The organism is Paramagnetospirillum sp. (genome assembly GCF_058402745.1).
Genome location: NZ_JBZVFI010000015.1, coordinates 72894 through 86274 on the forward strand (window position 1 = coordinate 72894; position 13381 = coordinate 86274).

Consider the following 13381-nt stretch of genomic DNA (forward strand, 5'->3'; position numbering starts at 1 on the left):
GTCCTCAGCGCGCGTTGAAAATGTACCAGGTGACGAACGCCGCCACGCCGATCAGCATGGCGTAGGCGTAGTGGTAGAGGTAGCCGCTCTGGGCGCGAGCCACCTTGGCCGCCACCGCGCGGGTCGCCGCCGCCACGCCGTCCGGACCGACGCCGTCGATCAGCGCGCCGTCGCCACCCTGCCACAGACCGCGGCCGAGCTTGAAGGCGGGCTTCACGAAGAGCCAGTCGTACAGCTCGTCGAAATACCACTTGTTCAGCAGGAACTGGTAGACGCCCTGGAAGGCGTTGGCCAGCGCCACCGGCAGACCCGGAGCGAACACATAGAAGAGATAGGCCAGCGCGATGCCCGACACCGCCACCACCGTGGGCAGCAGGGCCACCCAGGAGGGAACGTGATGGGCGTTCTCAAGGCTGGGATGGGCGGCGGTGACCAGGATGGACGAGCGCCAGAAATCCGCCTGATGGTGACCGACGAACATCTCGTAGCCCGCCCAGCCGGCGAACAGGGCGCCACAGGCCAGGAACAGCAGCGGGATCAGCATCACCGCCGGGCTCTCATGGACGTGGGCCATGACGTGCTCGTCGGCGCGCGGACGGCCGTGGAAGGTCAGCAGCAGCAGACGCCAGGAGTAGAAGGCGGTCAGGAAGGCGGCGGTGCAGCCCAGCCAGTAGGCGCCCTGGCCGGCGATGGTCTGCGACGCCCAGGCGGCCTCCAGGATGGTGTCCTTGGAGTAGTAGCCGGCGAAGAACGGAATGCCGGCCAGCGCCAGGGAACCGATCCACATCAGCACCCAGGTGACCTTGACGTGCTTCCAGATGCCGCCCATGCGGCGGATGTCCTGCTCGTCGCTCATGGCGTGGATCACCGAACCGGCGCCCAGGAACAGCAGGGCCTTGAAGAAGGCGTGGGTCATCAGGTGGAAGATGGCGGCCTGGTAGGCCGACACGCCGATGGCGAAGAACATGTAGCCCAGCTGCGAGCAGGTGGAGTACGCGATCACCCGCTTGATGTCGTTCTGCACGCAGCCCACCGTCGCCGCGAAGATGGCGGTGGCGGCGCCGATCACCGTCACCACGGTGAGCGCGGTGTCCGAGAACTCGAACAGCGGGCTCATGCGGGCGACCATGAACACGCCGGCGGTCACCATGGTGGCGGCGTGGATCAGGGCGGAGACCGGGGTCGGGCCTTCCATGGCGTCGGGCAGCCAGGTATGCAGGCCCAGCTGGGCCGACTTGCCCATGGCGCCGACGAACAGCAGCAGGCAGCAGATGGTGATGGCGTGCCACTCGACGCCGAAGAAGTTGACGGTGGCGTTGGCCTTGTCGGCGGCGGCGGCGAAGATGGCGTCGAAGCCCACCGAGCCGAACAGCACGTAGACGCCGAAGATGCCGAGCGCGAAGCCGAAATCGCCGACGCGGTTGACCACGAAGGCCTTGATGGCAGCGGCCGAGGCCGAGGGCTTCTCGTACCAGAAGCCGATCAGCAGGTAGGAGGCGACACCGACGCCTTCCCAGCCGAAGAACATCTGCACCAGGTTGTCCGAGGTCACCAGCATCAGCATGGCGAAGGTGAACAGCGACAGATAGCTCTGGAACCGCCAGATGGAGGGGTCGTGGCTCATGTAGCCGACCGAGTAGATGTGCACGGCCGCCGACACCCAGGTGACGACGATCAGCATCACGGCGGTGAGCGTATCGACCTTCAGCGACCAGTTGACGGCCATGGTGCCGGACCGGATCCACTCGGCGATCACCACGGTCTGGGCCTCGCCGCCGATGGCGACCTTCTGGAAGATCAGCCCGGCCATCACGGCGGAGGCCACCAGCAGGGTGCAGGTGACGATCTGCGCGCCACGGTCGCCGATGAAGCGGCCGAACAGGCCGGCCACCACGGCGCCAAGGAGCGGCAGGAATACGGTTGCAGTGATCATCCGCTTACCCCTTGAGCTGGCTGATTTCTTCCACCGCGATGGTGCCGCGGTTACGGAAGAAGACGACGACGATGGCCAGGCCGATGGCGGCCTCGGCGGCGGCCACGGTCAGGATGAACATGGCGAACACCTGGCCGACCAGATCGTTCAGATAGGACGAGAAGGCCACCATGTTGATGTTGACGGCCAGCAGCATCAGTTCGATGGACATCATGATGATGATGACGTTCTTCCGGTTGAGGAAGATGCCCATCACGCCCAGCGTGAACAGGATGGCGGCCACCGTCAGGTAGTGGGACAGACCGATCTCGAGCATCAGATGCCCCTCCCCGACTGGACCTTCTTGAGCTCGACGGAATCGCGCGAGCGGCCGACCTGTTCGGCGATGACCTGCTTCCTGACGCCTTCGCGCTTGCGGTGGGTCAGCAGGATGGTGCCGATCATGGCGACCAGCAGCACCAGACCCGACGCCTGGAACAGGTAGACGTAGTTGGTGTAGATCAGCTTGCCCAGCGCCACCGTGTTGGACGCCTGGTCCAGGGTGGGCGTCGGCGCCTTGACCATGGCCTCGACGTCGGGGGCGAAGGCCCAGCCGCCGAACATGGCCAGCAGTTCGACCAGCAGCACCACGCCGATCAGCGCGCCGGTGGGCAGGTACTGCAGGAAGCCTTCCTTCATCTCCACCATGTTGATGTCGAGCATCATCACGACGAACAGGAACAGCACCGCGACGGCGCCCACATAGACCACCACCAGCACCATGGCCAGGAACTCGGCGCCCAGCAGCAGGAACAGGCCCGCCGCGTTGAAGAACGCCAGGATCAGCCAGAGCACCGAATGCACCGGATTGCGCGATGAGATCACCATCACGCCGCTCGCCACCGCGATGGCGGCGAACATGTAGAAGATCAGAGCCGTGAACATGGATGGTCTCCCGTCACCGGTAGGGCGCGTCGGCGGCGATGCGGTAGGCCAGCTCGGCCTCCCAGCGGTCGCCGTTGGCGAGCAACTTGGACTTGTTGTACATGAGTTCCGCCCGGGTCTCGGTGGCGTACTCGAAGTTCGGACCCTCGACGATGGCGTCCACCGGGCAGGCCTCCTGGCACAGGCCGCAATAGATGCACTTGGTCATGTCGAGGTCGTAGCGGCGCGCCCGGCGCGAGCCGTCGGGCCGGGGCTCGGCCTCGATGGTGATCGCCTGGGCGGGGCAGATGGCCTCGCACAGCTTGCAGGCGATGCAGCGCTCCTCGCCGTTGGGATAACGGCGCAGGCAGTGCTCGCCCCGGAAGCGGACCGACAGCGGCCCCTTTTCATAGGGGTAGTTGATGGTCACCTTGGGCTTGAACATGTAGCGCAGCGTCAGCGCCAAGCCCTGGACGAGCTCGGTCAGCAGAAAGGCGCGCGCGGTGCGGTCGAGGAACGACATCGCTTTTCTCTCCTTAACCCTGGTTCGGCAGCCAGCCGAAAGCGGTCAGCACGCTTGCGGTCAGCACCAGCCAGAACAGCGAGAACGGCAGGAACACCTTCCAGCCCAGGCGCATCAGCTGGTCGTAGCGATAGCGCGGGAAGGTGGCACGCACCCACAGGAAGACGAACATCACCAGGCAGATCTTGATGACGAACCACAGCACGCCGGGGATGGGCAGCCACGAGAGGCCGAACGGCGCCATCCAGCCGCCCAGGAACAGGATGGAGGTCATCGCCCCCATCATCAGCATGTTGGCGTACTCGCCCAGGAAGAACAGGGCGAAGGTCATGGCCGAGTATTCGACGTTGTAGCCGGCCACCAGCTCGGCTTCCGCCTCGGGAAGGTCGAAGGGGGCGCGGTTGGTTTCGGCCAGGCCCGAGATGATGAACAGGATGAACAGCGGGAAGTGCGGGATGATGAACCACATCTTCGACTGCGCCATCACCACGTCGCTCAAGTTCAGCGAACCGACGGTCAGCAGCACCGAGATCAGGATGAAGCCGATGGAGACTTCATAGGACACCATCTGCGCCGCCGAGCGCAGGCCGCCCAGGAAGGCGTATTTCGAGTTGGACGCCCAGCCCGCCATGATGATGCCGTAGACACCCAAGCTGGAGATGGCGAACAGGTACAGCACGCCGACATTGATGTCGGCCAGCACCCAGCCCTTGTCGAAGGGGATCACCGCCCAGGCCACCAGCGCCAGGAAGAAGGTCAGCATGGGCGCGCCGACGAACACCGCGCGGTTGGCCGAGGTCGGCAGCACCGTCTCCTTGACGAACAGCTTCAGGCCGTCGGCCATGGGCTGCAGCAGGCCCAGCGGGCCGACCACGTTGGGGCCCTTGCGCAGCTGCATGGCGCCGATCACCTTGCGCTCGGCGTAGGTGAGGTAGGCCACCGCGATCAACAGCGGCAGGACGATGGCGACGATCTGCAGAACGATGATCAGCAGACGCCACACGAAGGGGGGCAGCAGCCCGGTCAGAAGGTCAACCATGGGTCCCCGTCTTCTTGTGCTTGTGGTTGCAACCACCGCCGAAGGCTGCCGTGCATTCCGCCATGGTCTTGGAGGCGCGGCTGATCGGGTCGGTCTGATAGAAGTTGTCGATGTTGCTCACCAGGGCGCCGCCCTCCAGGCTGCCCTCGGCGCCGAACGCGGCGCCCCAGGCGGCGGGGGTGACGGAACCCAGGGCGGCGAACACCGGGCTGGCCTTGGCGAGGCGCTCGCGCACCGCCTTGAGGCTGTCGTACGGCAGAGCCTTGCCCAGCACCTCGGACAGGGCGCGGACGATGCGCCAGTCTTCCTTGGCCTCGCCCGGCGGGAACACCGCGAGGCGGGTCTGTTGGGCGCGGCCTTCCAGGTTGACGAAGGTGGCGCTCTTCTCGGTGTAGGCGGCGCCCGGCAGGATGACGTCGGCGCGATGAGCGCCGGCATCGCCGTGGGAGCCCTGGTACACCACGAAGGCGTCGCCCAGGCCCTTCATGTCCACCTCGTCGGCGCCGATCAGGAACACCACCTGGATGTCACCCTTGTGGGCGCCGTCGGCGATGTGGTCCACGTCGCGCCAGCCCTGGCCCGGCACGAAGCCCAGGTCCAGGCCGCCGACGCGGGCGGCGGCGGTGTGCAGCACGTTGAAGCCGTTCCAGCCGTCACGCACCAGACCGGCGGCGTCGGCCAGCTTGCGGGCCAGGCCCAGGATCACGGCGCCGTCCTTGCGGGACAGCGCCCCCTGCCCGACGATCAGGGCCGGCTTCTTGGCGTTCTTCAACACCTCGAAGAAGGGATGGCTGCCCTCGGCGATGGCCTTCAGGATGGAGGCGTCGTCGCCCAGGTGCTCGTACTTGTAGGTCAGGTCGCCCTTGTGGCCGATGCGGGCCACCTTGAAGCCGCCCTTCTGCCAGCGCTTGCGGATGCGGGCATTGAGGACCGGGTTCTCCTTGCGCGGATTGGAGCCGATGATCAGCAGGGCGTCGGCCTCCTCGATGCCGGCCGCCGTGCTGTTGAACAGGTACGAGGCGCGGACCGAGGCATCCAGCTTGGCGCCGTCCTGGCGGCAGTCGATGGCCTGCGAGCCCAGCGCGGCCAGCAGATCCTTGTAGGCCACCATGGTCTCGGCATCGGCCTGATCACCGGCGATGGCGGCGATCTTGGTGCCGGCGGCCTTCACCTTGGCGGCGATGGCGGCGAACGCCTCGTTCCAGGTGGCGGGGACCAGCTTGCCGTCCTTCTTCACATAGGGCCTGTCGAGGCGCTGGCGCTTCAGGCCGTCGCAGGCGAAGCGCGAGCGGTCGGACAGCCATTCCTCGTTCACGTCCTCGGCGACGCGCGGCAGGATGCGGATGACCTCGTTGCCACGGGTATCGACCCGGATGGCCGAGCCCAGCGCGTCCATGGCGTCGATGCTCTCGGTCTTCTTCAGTTCCCAGGCGCGGTAGGTGTAGCTGGCCGGCTTGTTGGTCAGCGCCCCCACCGGGCACAGGTCGATCAGGTTGCCCGACAGTTCGGAGGACACCGCCGCGCCCACGTAGCGGCCGATCTCCAGATGCTCGCCACGGCCCAGGCCGCCCAGCACCGGGGTGCCGGCGATTTCCGAGATGAAGCGGACGCAGCGGGTGCACTGGATGCACCGCGTCATCATGGTCTGGACCAGCGGACCGTAATCCTTGTCCGGAATGGCGCGCTTGCCTTCCTTGCAGCGGTTCTTGTCGGAACCGTAGGCCATGGCCTGGTCCTGCAGGTCGCACTCGCCGCCCTGGTCGCAGATGGGGCAGTCCAGGGGATGGTTGAGCAGCAGGAATTCCATCACGCCCTGGCGCGCCTTGCGCACCGCCGGGGTGTTGGTCTTCACCACCATGCCTTCGCCCACCGGCATGGCGCAGGAGGCCGCCGGCTTGGGCATCTTTTCCACTTCCACCAGGCACATGCGGCAATTGCCGGCGATGGCCAGGCGCTCGTGGTAGCAGAAACGGGGAATCTCGATGCCGAGCAGATCGGCGGCCTGGATGATGGTCGTCCCGGCCTCGACTTCGATTTCCCTGCCGTCAATGGTCAGTTTGGGCATTGGGGCTTCTCTCTTCTCAGGCCGCTTGGGTCTTGGCTTGGCGTTCCAGGATCCGGCGCTCCATCTCGGGACGGAAGGCGCGGATCAGGCCCTGGATCGGCCACGCGGCGGCGTCGCCGAGGGCGCAGATGGTGTGGCCTTCGATCTGGCGGGAGATTTCCTCCAGCAGATCGATCTCGGCGATCTCGGCATCGCCGGTCACCATGCGGCCCATCATGCGGCTCATCCAGCCGGTGCCCTCGCGGCACGGCGTGCATTGGCCGCAGCTCTCGTGCCAGTAGAAGCGCGACAGGCGGTGGATGGCGCGCACCAGATCGGTGGACTTGTCCATCACCATCACGGCCGCCGTGCCCAGGCCCGAGCGCATGGCGCGCAGGGCGTCGAAGTCCATGGTGACTTCCTCGCACTGGCTCTTGGTCAGCATGGGGACCGAGGACCCGCCGGGAATGATGGCCAGCAGGTTGTCCCAGCCGCCCCGCACGCCGCCGGCATGCTTCTCGATCAGTTCCTTCAGCGGAATGCCCATCTCCTCTTCCACGTTGCACGGCGTGTTCACGTGGCCGGAGATGCAGAACACCTTGGTGCCGGTGTTGTTGGGCTTGCCGAGGCCGGCGAACCACGAGGCGCCGCGCCGCAGGATGGTCGGGGCCACGGCGATGGATTCGACGTTGTTGACGGTGGTGGGGCAGCCGTAGAGGCCCACGCCGGCCGGGAACGGCGGCTTCAGGCGCGGCTGGCCCTTCTTGCCCTCCAGGCTTTCGATCAGCGCCGATTCCTCGCCGCAGATATAGGCACCGGCGCCGCGATGGACGTAGCACTCGAAGTCCCAGCCCGACCCGCAGGCGTTGGGGCCGATCAGACCGGCGGCCCGCGCCTCGTCGATGGCGATGTTCAGGTGCTCGGCCTCGCGGACGAATTCGCCGCGGATGTAGATGTAGGCGGCATGCGCCCCGATGGCGAAGGAGGCGATCAGCGCGCCCTCGATCAGCTTATGCGGATCGAAGCGCATCATCTCGCGGTCCTTGCAGGTGCCGGGCTCGCCCTCGTCGGCGTTGATGACGAGGTAATGGGGGCGCGGCCCCTCGGTCTTGGGCATGAAGGACCACTTCACGCCGGTGGGGAAACCGGCGCCGCCACGGCCACGCAGACCGGAATTCTTCATCTCCTCGATGATCCAGTCGCGGCCCTTGGCCAGGATGTCCTTGGTGCCGTCCCAGTCGCCACGGGACATGGCGCCCTTCAGGCGCCAGTCGTGGAAGCCGTAGAGATTGGTGAAGATCCTATCGGAGTCGCGCAGCATCAGGCCTTCCCCCCCTCGAACTTCAACTCGGTCAGGCTGGTGGGGCCACCGGCCGGGCACGAGAACTGACGACCGTTCTGGGGACCGGGCTTCGGCGTCTCGCCGCGCTTCAAGGCCTCGAGCACCGCCTTGGTGGTCTCGGCCGTCAGGTCCTCGTAGTAATCGTCGTTGATCTGCATCATGGGCGCGTTGACGCAGGCCCCCAGGCACTCCACCTCGGACAGGGTGAACAGCCCGTCGCCGGTCATGTCGCCGAAATCCACGCCCAGGGCAGCCTTGGCGGCGGCCACCACGTCGTCGGAGCCCCGCAGCATGCACGGCAGATTGGTGCAGACCTGCACGTGGAACTTACCCACGGGCTTCCGGTTGTACATGGTGTAGAAGGTCGCCACCTCCTCCACCCGGATGGGAGCCATGTCCAGCATCTCGGCGATGACTTCCATGGCGGCGCGGCTGACCCAGCCTTCCTGGCGCTGGGCCAGATCGAGCAGCGGCATCACCGCGCTCTGCTGGCGGCCGGCGGGGTACTTGGCGATGAAAGCCTTGGCCTTCTCCAGGTACTCGGGAGTGAAAGCGAAGCTTTCCGGTTCGTAGGAATGATTGCTCATCGGTCGATCTCGCCGAAAACGATGTCGATGGAGCCGATATTGGCCACCACGTCGGCCAGCATGTGTCCCTTGGACATCATGTCCAGCGCCTGCAGGTGAACGTATCCCGGCGGACGGATCTTGCAGCGGTAGGGCTTGCCGGTGCCATCCGAGACCAGATAGACGGCGAATTCGCCCTTGGGCGCCTCGATGGCGGCGTACACCTCGCCGGCCGGAACGCGGAAGCCCTCGGTGAACAGCTTGAAGTGATGGATCAGCGATTCCATCGAGGTCTTCATCTCGGCCCGCCGGGGCGGCGTGATCTTGTTGTCCTCGACCTTGACCGGACCGCCGGGCATCTTGGCGATGCACTGCTTCATGATCTTCACCGATTCGCGCATTTCCAGCACGCGGACCAGATAGCGGTCGTAGCCGTCGCCGTTCTTGCCCACCGGAATGTCGAATTCCATCTGGTCGTAGACGTCGTAGGGCTGGGCCTTGCGCAGGTCCCAGGCGATGCCGGACGCGCGCAGGTTGGGGCCGGTGAAGCCCCAGTCCAGGGCCTGCTCCGGGCTGACCACGCCGATATCGACCACGCGCTGCTTGAAGATGCGGTTGTCGGTGGCCAGGGTCTCGATGTCGTCCAGGACCTTGGGGAAGGTCTCGCACCACTCGGCGATGTCTTCCAGCAGGCCGGCCGGCAGATCGGCGGCGACACCGCCCGGACGGTAGTAATTGGCATGCAGGCGGGCGCCGCAGACACGCTCGTAGAACTCCATCAGCTTCTCGCGCTCCTCGAAGCCGTAGAGCAGCGGAGTCATGCCGCCCACGTCGAAGATGAAGGCGGTGACGTTGAGCAGATGGTTCAGGATGCGGCCGATCTCATCGTACAGCGTCCGGATGAACTTGGCACGGATGGGAATGTCGATGCCCAGCAGCTTCTCCGTGGCCAGCACGAAGGCATGCTCCTGGTTCATGGTGCCCACGTAGTCGAGACGGTCGAAATAGGGCGTCGCCTGGACGTAGGTCTTGTGCTCGATCAGCTTCTCGGTGCCACGGTGCAGCAGGCCCACATGGGGATCGGCGCGGTCGACCACCTCGCCCGACATCTCGAGGATCAGGCGCAGCACGCCGTGCGCCGCCGGATGCTGCGGGCCGAAGTTGATGGTGTAGCTCTGGATCTGGGATTCGGCCATGTCAGTTCGCCTTCTCATCGCCGGGCAGCATCCCCGGCCCTTCCCAGGGCGACAGGAAGTCAAAGCTGCGGAAATCCTGGGTCAGCTTCACCGGCTCGTAGACCACGCGCTTGGTCTCGTCGTCGTAGCGCATCTCCACATAGCCGGTCAGCGGGAAGTCCTTGCGCAGCGGATGGCCCTCGAAACCGTAATCGGTGAGGATGCGGCGCAGATCGGGGTGGTCCGAGAACAGCACGCCGAACATGTCCCACACCTCGCGCTCGAACCAGCCGGCCGAGCTGAACACGCCGGTGACCGACGGCACGGCGGTCTCCTCGTCGGTGGCGACCTTCACGCGGACCCGCTGGTTATGCTTCATGGACAGCAGGTGGTAGACCACGTCGAAGCGCTGCTCGCGCCCCGGCCAGTCCACGCCGCACACGTCCACCAGCTGCTTGAACAGACAGCCGGAATCGTCCTTGAGGAAGCTCAGGACCTTGACGATGGAGGCGGCCTTGACGGTGAGCGACAGCTCGCCGCAGCGGTTGACCTCGGTTCCCAGCACATCCTGGGGCAGGGCTTGGGCGATGTATTCACCCAGATCCTTCAGCGCTTGCGTCATCTTGGGGTTTCCCTCTTCGGCGCTACCTAAGGATGGAGCCGGTGCGGCGGATCTTCTTCTGCAGCTGCAGGATGCCGTACATCAGCGCCTCGGCGCTGGGCGGGCAGCCCGGCACATAGATGTCCACCGGCACGATGCGGTCGCAACCGCGCACCACCGAGTAGGAATAGTGATAATAGCCGCCGCCATTGGCGCACGAGCCCATGGAGATCACCCAGCGCGGCTCGGCCATCTGGTCGTAGACGCGGCGCAGCGCCGGAGCCATCTTGTTGGTCAGCGTGCCGGCGACGATCATCAGGTCGGACTGGCGCGGGCTGGGGCGGAACACGACGCCGAAGCGGTCCATGTCATAGCGCGAACAGCCGGCATGCATCATTTCCACGGCGCAGCAGGCCAGACCGAAGGTCATGGGCCACAGCGAGCCGGTGCGGGCCCAGTTGACCACCGCGTCGACGCTGGCCAGCACGAAGCCCTTGTCGGAAATCTCGGTGGTAACGGCCTTCAGCAGCGCGTCCTGGGCCGGGCCAGGAGGCAGCGCTGCCGCGTGATCGGGCGACATGATGCCGCCGGTGGACGGGGTCACTCCCATTCCAGGGCTCCCTTTCGCCATTCGTAGATGAAGCCGATGGTCAGAACACCCAGGAACACCATCATGGACCAGAAGCCGAACATGCCGATCTTGCCCAGGGCCACCGCCCACGGGAACAGGAAGGCCACTTCCAGGTCGAAGATGATGAACAGGATGGCGACGAGGTAGAACCGGACCTCGAACTTGGAACGGGCGTCGCCGAAGGCGTCGAAGCCGCATTCATAGGCCGTGGCCTTTTCGGTGTCGGGTTTCTGGCGCGCCACGACCCACGATGCCCCGACGCAGATCGCCGAAATGACGATGGCGATACCGAGGAAAATCAGGATCGGCAGATATTCGAGCAGCCAAGCTTCCATCGTCCCTGCCCTACCAAGAGGTGTCCGATCGGAGGAAGCCCCGGCGTTTCGTGTCGTCGCACGCCCGTCACCGGCCGGAATCCATAGCTGCAAAGCGAAGAGATCGACCTATTGGGATCGGACGGATGAGCGACTGCAAGCGAACGCGCCGAACGGGTACCCCCTCCTGCAACATACCAATAGACCGCAGACAATCCCGCCCGCGACCGCACCAGCCCCTCGCTCGGCGATCGGTATCAGGCGGGATGGCGGGAGTGACGGGGCTCGAACCCGCGACCTCCGGCGTGACAGGCCGGCGCTCTGACCAACTGAGCTACACCCCCTCCGCAGCCACCCGCGTGGGTAGGCGTGGTGTAATCCACCCCCCATGGGCTGTCAAGCAAACAAGGCCGCATTGCAGCGAAATTTGCCCCTTGCGCCGAGGCGGGAAACAGGCATTCCGGCCGGCACCGCCCATGAAAAAGGGGGCCCGCAGGCCCCCTTCCCCGTTCGTCCTAAATAAACTGCCCGGTTTAGGCGGAAATGCCCTCTCTCCCCGTCATAGCCGGGCTTGACCCGGCTATCCATGGTCGGCGTATACGCCGACGGGTCAAGCCCACTGCCGTCCGGTTCAATTGCCTGGGTGCTGGCGGACGGGTTTTTTCACCACCAAGACACCAAGGACACCAAGAGGACATTCCAGGTGCGTCGTGCCCGGACTTGTTCCGGGCATCCACGCCCATCCGCAGGGACTATTGTTTCATGAGGCATTCCAGCGGATCCGCGTGGATGGCCGGGACGATGCCCGGCCATGACGGTGAGGTTGGGCGGGGCGATCAGCTCCGTCCTCTTGGTGTCTTGGTGGTTGAAGAGGCTTTTTCCGTATCCCCATTCCGGTGGAGCCATCTCAAACCAAGCCTGGGCAAGGCAAGAGACCAGTGCTGGCCGAAGTAATCCGGCCCCCCTCGGGTCAAGCCCGAGGGTGACGAAACGGAAAAGCGATCCCACCAAACTCAAACAATCGTTAGCGCCGCATGATGGAGGTGCCGGCGTAGCGCGCCGCCGAGCCCAGCAGTTCCTCGATGCGGATCAGCTGGTTGTACTTGGCGATACGGTCCGAGCGCGACAGCGAGCCGGTCTTGATCTGGCCGCAATTGGTGGCGACCGCCAGATCGGCGATGGTCGAATCCTCGGTCTCGCCCGAACGGTGGCTCATCACGGCGGTGTAGCCGGCCTTGTGGGCCATGTCGACGGCTTCCAGGGTCTCGGACAGCGAGCCGATCTGGTTGACCTTGACCAGGATGGAATTGGCCAGGCCCTTGTCGATGCCCATGGACAGGCGCTCGGGGTTGGTGACGAACAGGTCGTCGCCCACCAGCTGGCACTTGGCGCCCAGGCTGTCGGTCAGCAGTTCCCAGCCCACCAGGTCGTCCTCGGCGCAGCCGTCCTCGATGGAGATGATGGGATAGTTGGCCACCAGCTTGGCGTAGAACTTGACCAGGCCCTTCTGGTCGAAGGTCTTCTTCGCCCCTTCCATGACGTACTTGCCCTCCTTGAAGAACTCGGAGGAGGCGCAGTCCAGCGCCAGCATGATGTCGTCGCCCGGCTTGTAGCCGGCGGTCTCGATGGACTTCATGATGAAGTCGAGAGCCATCTCGGCGCTCTTGAGATTGGGGGCGAAGCCGCCCTCGTCGCCCACATTGGTGTTGTGGCCGGCGTCCTTCAGGGTCTTCTTCAGGGCGTGGAACACCTCGGCGCCCATGCGGATGGCCTCGGAGCACGAGCCGGCGCCCACCGGCATGATCATGAATTCCTGGATGTCGATGGGATTGTCGGCGTGCGCGCCGCCATTGATGATGTTCATCATGGGCACCGGCAGGGTGGAGGCGAAGGCGCCGCCCACATAGCGGTACAGCGGCAGGCCCGATTCCTCGGCGGCGGCCTTGGCGGCGGCCAGCGACACGCCCAGGATGGCGTTGGCGCCCAGGCGGGACTTGTTGGGGGTGCCGTCCAGGTCGATCATGGTCTTGTCGAGCAGGATCTGGTCCTCGACGTCCATGCCCGACAGGGCGTCATAGATCTCGCCGTTGACCGAATCGCAGGCCTTCTGCACGCCCTTGCCGAGATAGCGCTTCTTGTCGCCGTCCCTGAGCTCGCACGCCTCGTGGGCGCCGGTGGAGGCCCCCGACGGAACGGCCGCGCGGCCGATCACGCCGGTTTCCAGCACCACGTCGACCTCGACGGTGGGATTGCCGCGCGAGTCGAGAATCTCGCGGCCATGGATATCGATAATGGCGGTCATCGGTAAAC

Annotated in this window: 13 protein-coding genes and 1 tRNA gene; all 14 read right to left on the minus strand. The window is 65.4% G+C overall.

What is annotated here, in order from left to right; all coding sequences use genetic code 11:
- Positions 1-4: 4 nt before the first annotated feature.
- Positions 5-1933 carry an NADH-quinone oxidoreductase subunit L gene (gene nuoL, locus ACV4UZ_RS12340; protein WP_491601122.1) on the minus strand — a complete coding sequence of 643 codons (1929 nt, stop codon included), beginning with the start codon at positions 1931-1933 and terminating at the stop codon, positions 5-7.
- A gap of 4 nt (positions 1934-1937) precedes the next feature.
- Positions 1938-2249 (minus strand): NADH-quinone oxidoreductase subunit NuoK, encoded by a 312-nt coding sequence (gene nuoK, locus ACV4UZ_RS12345; protein WP_068435407.1) that lies wholly within the window; start codon positions 2247-2249, stop codon positions 1938-1940.
- Positions 2249-2857, minus strand: coding sequence for an NADH-quinone oxidoreductase subunit J (locus tag ACV4UZ_RS12350; RefSeq protein ID WP_491601123.1), 609 nt, complete (start codon positions 2855-2857; stop codon positions 2249-2251). Before ACV4UZ_RS12350 ends, nuoK begins: the two co-directional genes overlap by 1 nt.
- Positions 2858-2870: 13 nt before the next feature.
- Positions 2871-3359, minus strand: coding sequence for an NADH-quinone oxidoreductase subunit NuoI (gene nuoI, locus ACV4UZ_RS12355; protein WP_068435409.1), 489 nt, complete (start codon positions 3357-3359; stop codon positions 2871-2873).
- Positions 3360-3372: 13 nt separating this feature from the next.
- Positions 3373-4398, minus strand: a complete 1026-nt coding sequence (gene nuoH / locus ACV4UZ_RS12360) for an NADH-quinone oxidoreductase subunit NuoH (RefSeq protein ID WP_491601124.1) — start codon at positions 4396-4398, stop codon at positions 3373-3375.
- Complete coding sequence (gene nuoG, locus ACV4UZ_RS12365; protein WP_491601125.1) at positions 4391-6463, minus strand: NADH-quinone oxidoreductase subunit NuoG; 2073 nt, start codon at positions 6461-6463, stop codon at positions 4391-4393. The genes nuoH and nuoG overlap by 8 nt, the downstream gene beginning before the upstream one ends.
- 16 nt (positions 6464-6479) lie before the next feature.
- Positions 6480-7763, minus strand: coding sequence for an NADH-quinone oxidoreductase subunit NuoF (gene nuoF / locus ACV4UZ_RS12370; protein ID WP_491601126.1), 1284 nt, complete (start codon positions 7761-7763; stop codon positions 6480-6482).
- A complete protein-coding gene (gene nuoE, locus ACV4UZ_RS12375) occupies positions 7763-8371 on the minus strand; it encodes an NADH-quinone oxidoreductase subunit NuoE (protein ID WP_491601127.1) in 609 nt (202 codons plus the stop codon). The genes nuoF and nuoE overlap by 1 nt, the downstream gene beginning before the upstream one ends.
- Positions 8368-9546, minus strand: coding sequence for an NADH-quinone oxidoreductase subunit D (locus tag ACV4UZ_RS12380; RefSeq protein WP_491601128.1), 1179 nt, complete (start codon positions 9544-9546; stop codon positions 8368-8370). Before ACV4UZ_RS12380 ends, nuoE begins: the two co-directional genes overlap by 4 nt.
- A gap of 1 nt (position 9547) precedes the next feature.
- The gene (locus ACV4UZ_RS12385; RefSeq protein WP_491601129.1) at positions 9548-10147 is read right to left on the minus strand and encodes an NADH-quinone oxidoreductase subunit C; all 600 of its coding nucleotides are present in this window, start codon (positions 10145-10147) and stop codon (positions 9548-9550) included.
- A 22-nt stretch (positions 10148-10169) separates the two neighbouring features.
- Positions 10170-10736 carry a NuoB/complex I 20 kDa subunit family protein gene (locus ACV4UZ_RS12390; RefSeq protein WP_068435425.1) on the minus strand — a complete coding sequence of 189 codons (567 nt, stop codon included), beginning with the start codon at positions 10734-10736 and terminating at the stop codon, positions 10170-10172.
- Complete coding sequence (locus ACV4UZ_RS12395; RefSeq protein ID WP_491601130.1) at positions 10727-11092, minus strand: NADH-quinone oxidoreductase subunit A; 366 nt, start codon at positions 11090-11092, stop codon at positions 10727-10729. Before ACV4UZ_RS12395 ends, ACV4UZ_RS12390 begins: the two co-directional genes overlap by 10 nt.
- A 246-nt stretch (positions 11093-11338) precedes the next feature.
- Positions 11339-11415 (minus strand) — tRNA-Asp (locus ACV4UZ_RS12400).
- A gap of 680 nt (positions 11416-12095) precedes the next feature.
- The gene (gene eno / locus ACV4UZ_RS12405) at positions 12096-13373 is read right to left on the minus strand and encodes a phosphopyruvate hydratase (RefSeq protein ID WP_491601131.1); all 1278 of its coding nucleotides are present in this window, start codon (positions 13371-13373) and stop codon (positions 12096-12098) included.
- Positions 13374-13381: the final 8 nt, after the last annotated feature.

What these genes read in the sequence shown, in the direction of transcription:
- nuoL (WP_491601122.1), bottom strand. Translation starts at nt 1,933, where the DNA reads ATGATCACTGCAACCGTATTCCTGCCGCTCCTTGGCGCCGTGGTGGCC.
- nuoK (WP_068435407.1), bottom strand. Translation starts at nt 2,249, where the DNA reads ATGCTCGAGATCGGTCTGTCCCACTACCTGACGGTGGCCGCCATCCTG.
- ACV4UZ_RS12350 (WP_491601123.1), bottom strand. Translation starts at nt 2,857, where the DNA reads ATGTTCACGGCTCTGATCTTCTACATGTTCGCCGCCATCGCGGTGGCG.
- nuoI (WP_068435409.1), bottom strand. Translation starts at nt 3,359, where the DNA reads ATGTCGTTCCTCGACCGCACCGCGCGCGCCTTTCTGCTGACCGAGCTC.
- nuoH (WP_491601124.1), bottom strand. Translation starts at nt 4,398, where the DNA reads ATGGTTGACCTTCTGACCGGGCTGCTGCCCCCCTTCGTGTGGCGTCTG.
- nuoG (WP_491601125.1), bottom strand. Translation starts at nt 6,463, where the DNA reads ATGCCCAAACTGACCATTGACGGCAGGGAAATCGAAGTCGAGGCCGGG.
- nuoF (WP_491601126.1), bottom strand. Translation starts at nt 7,763, where the DNA reads ATGCTGCGCGACTCCGATAGGATCTTCACCAATCTCTACGGCTTCCAC.
- nuoE (WP_491601127.1), bottom strand. Translation starts at nt 8,371, where the DNA reads ATGAGCAATCATTCCTACGAACCGGAAAGCTTCGCTTTCACTCCCGAG.
- ACV4UZ_RS12380 (WP_491601128.1), bottom strand. Translation starts at nt 9,546, where the DNA reads ATGGCCGAATCCCAGATCCAGAGCTACACCATCAACTTCGGCCCGCAG.
- ACV4UZ_RS12385 (WP_491601129.1), bottom strand. Translation starts at nt 10,147, where the DNA reads ATGACGCAAGCGCTGAAGGATCTGGGTGAATACATCGCCCAAGCCCTG.
- ACV4UZ_RS12390 (WP_068435425.1), bottom strand. Translation starts at nt 10,736, where the DNA reads ATGGGAGTGACCCCGTCCACCGGCGGCATCATGTCGCCCGATCACGCG.
- ACV4UZ_RS12395 (WP_491601130.1), bottom strand. Translation starts at nt 11,092, where the DNA reads ATGGAAGCTTGGCTGCTCGAATATCTGCCGATCCTGATTTTCCTCGGT.
- eno (WP_491601131.1), bottom strand. Translation starts at nt 13,373, where the DNA reads ATGACCGCCATTATCGATATCCATGGCCGCGAGATTCTCGACTCGCGC.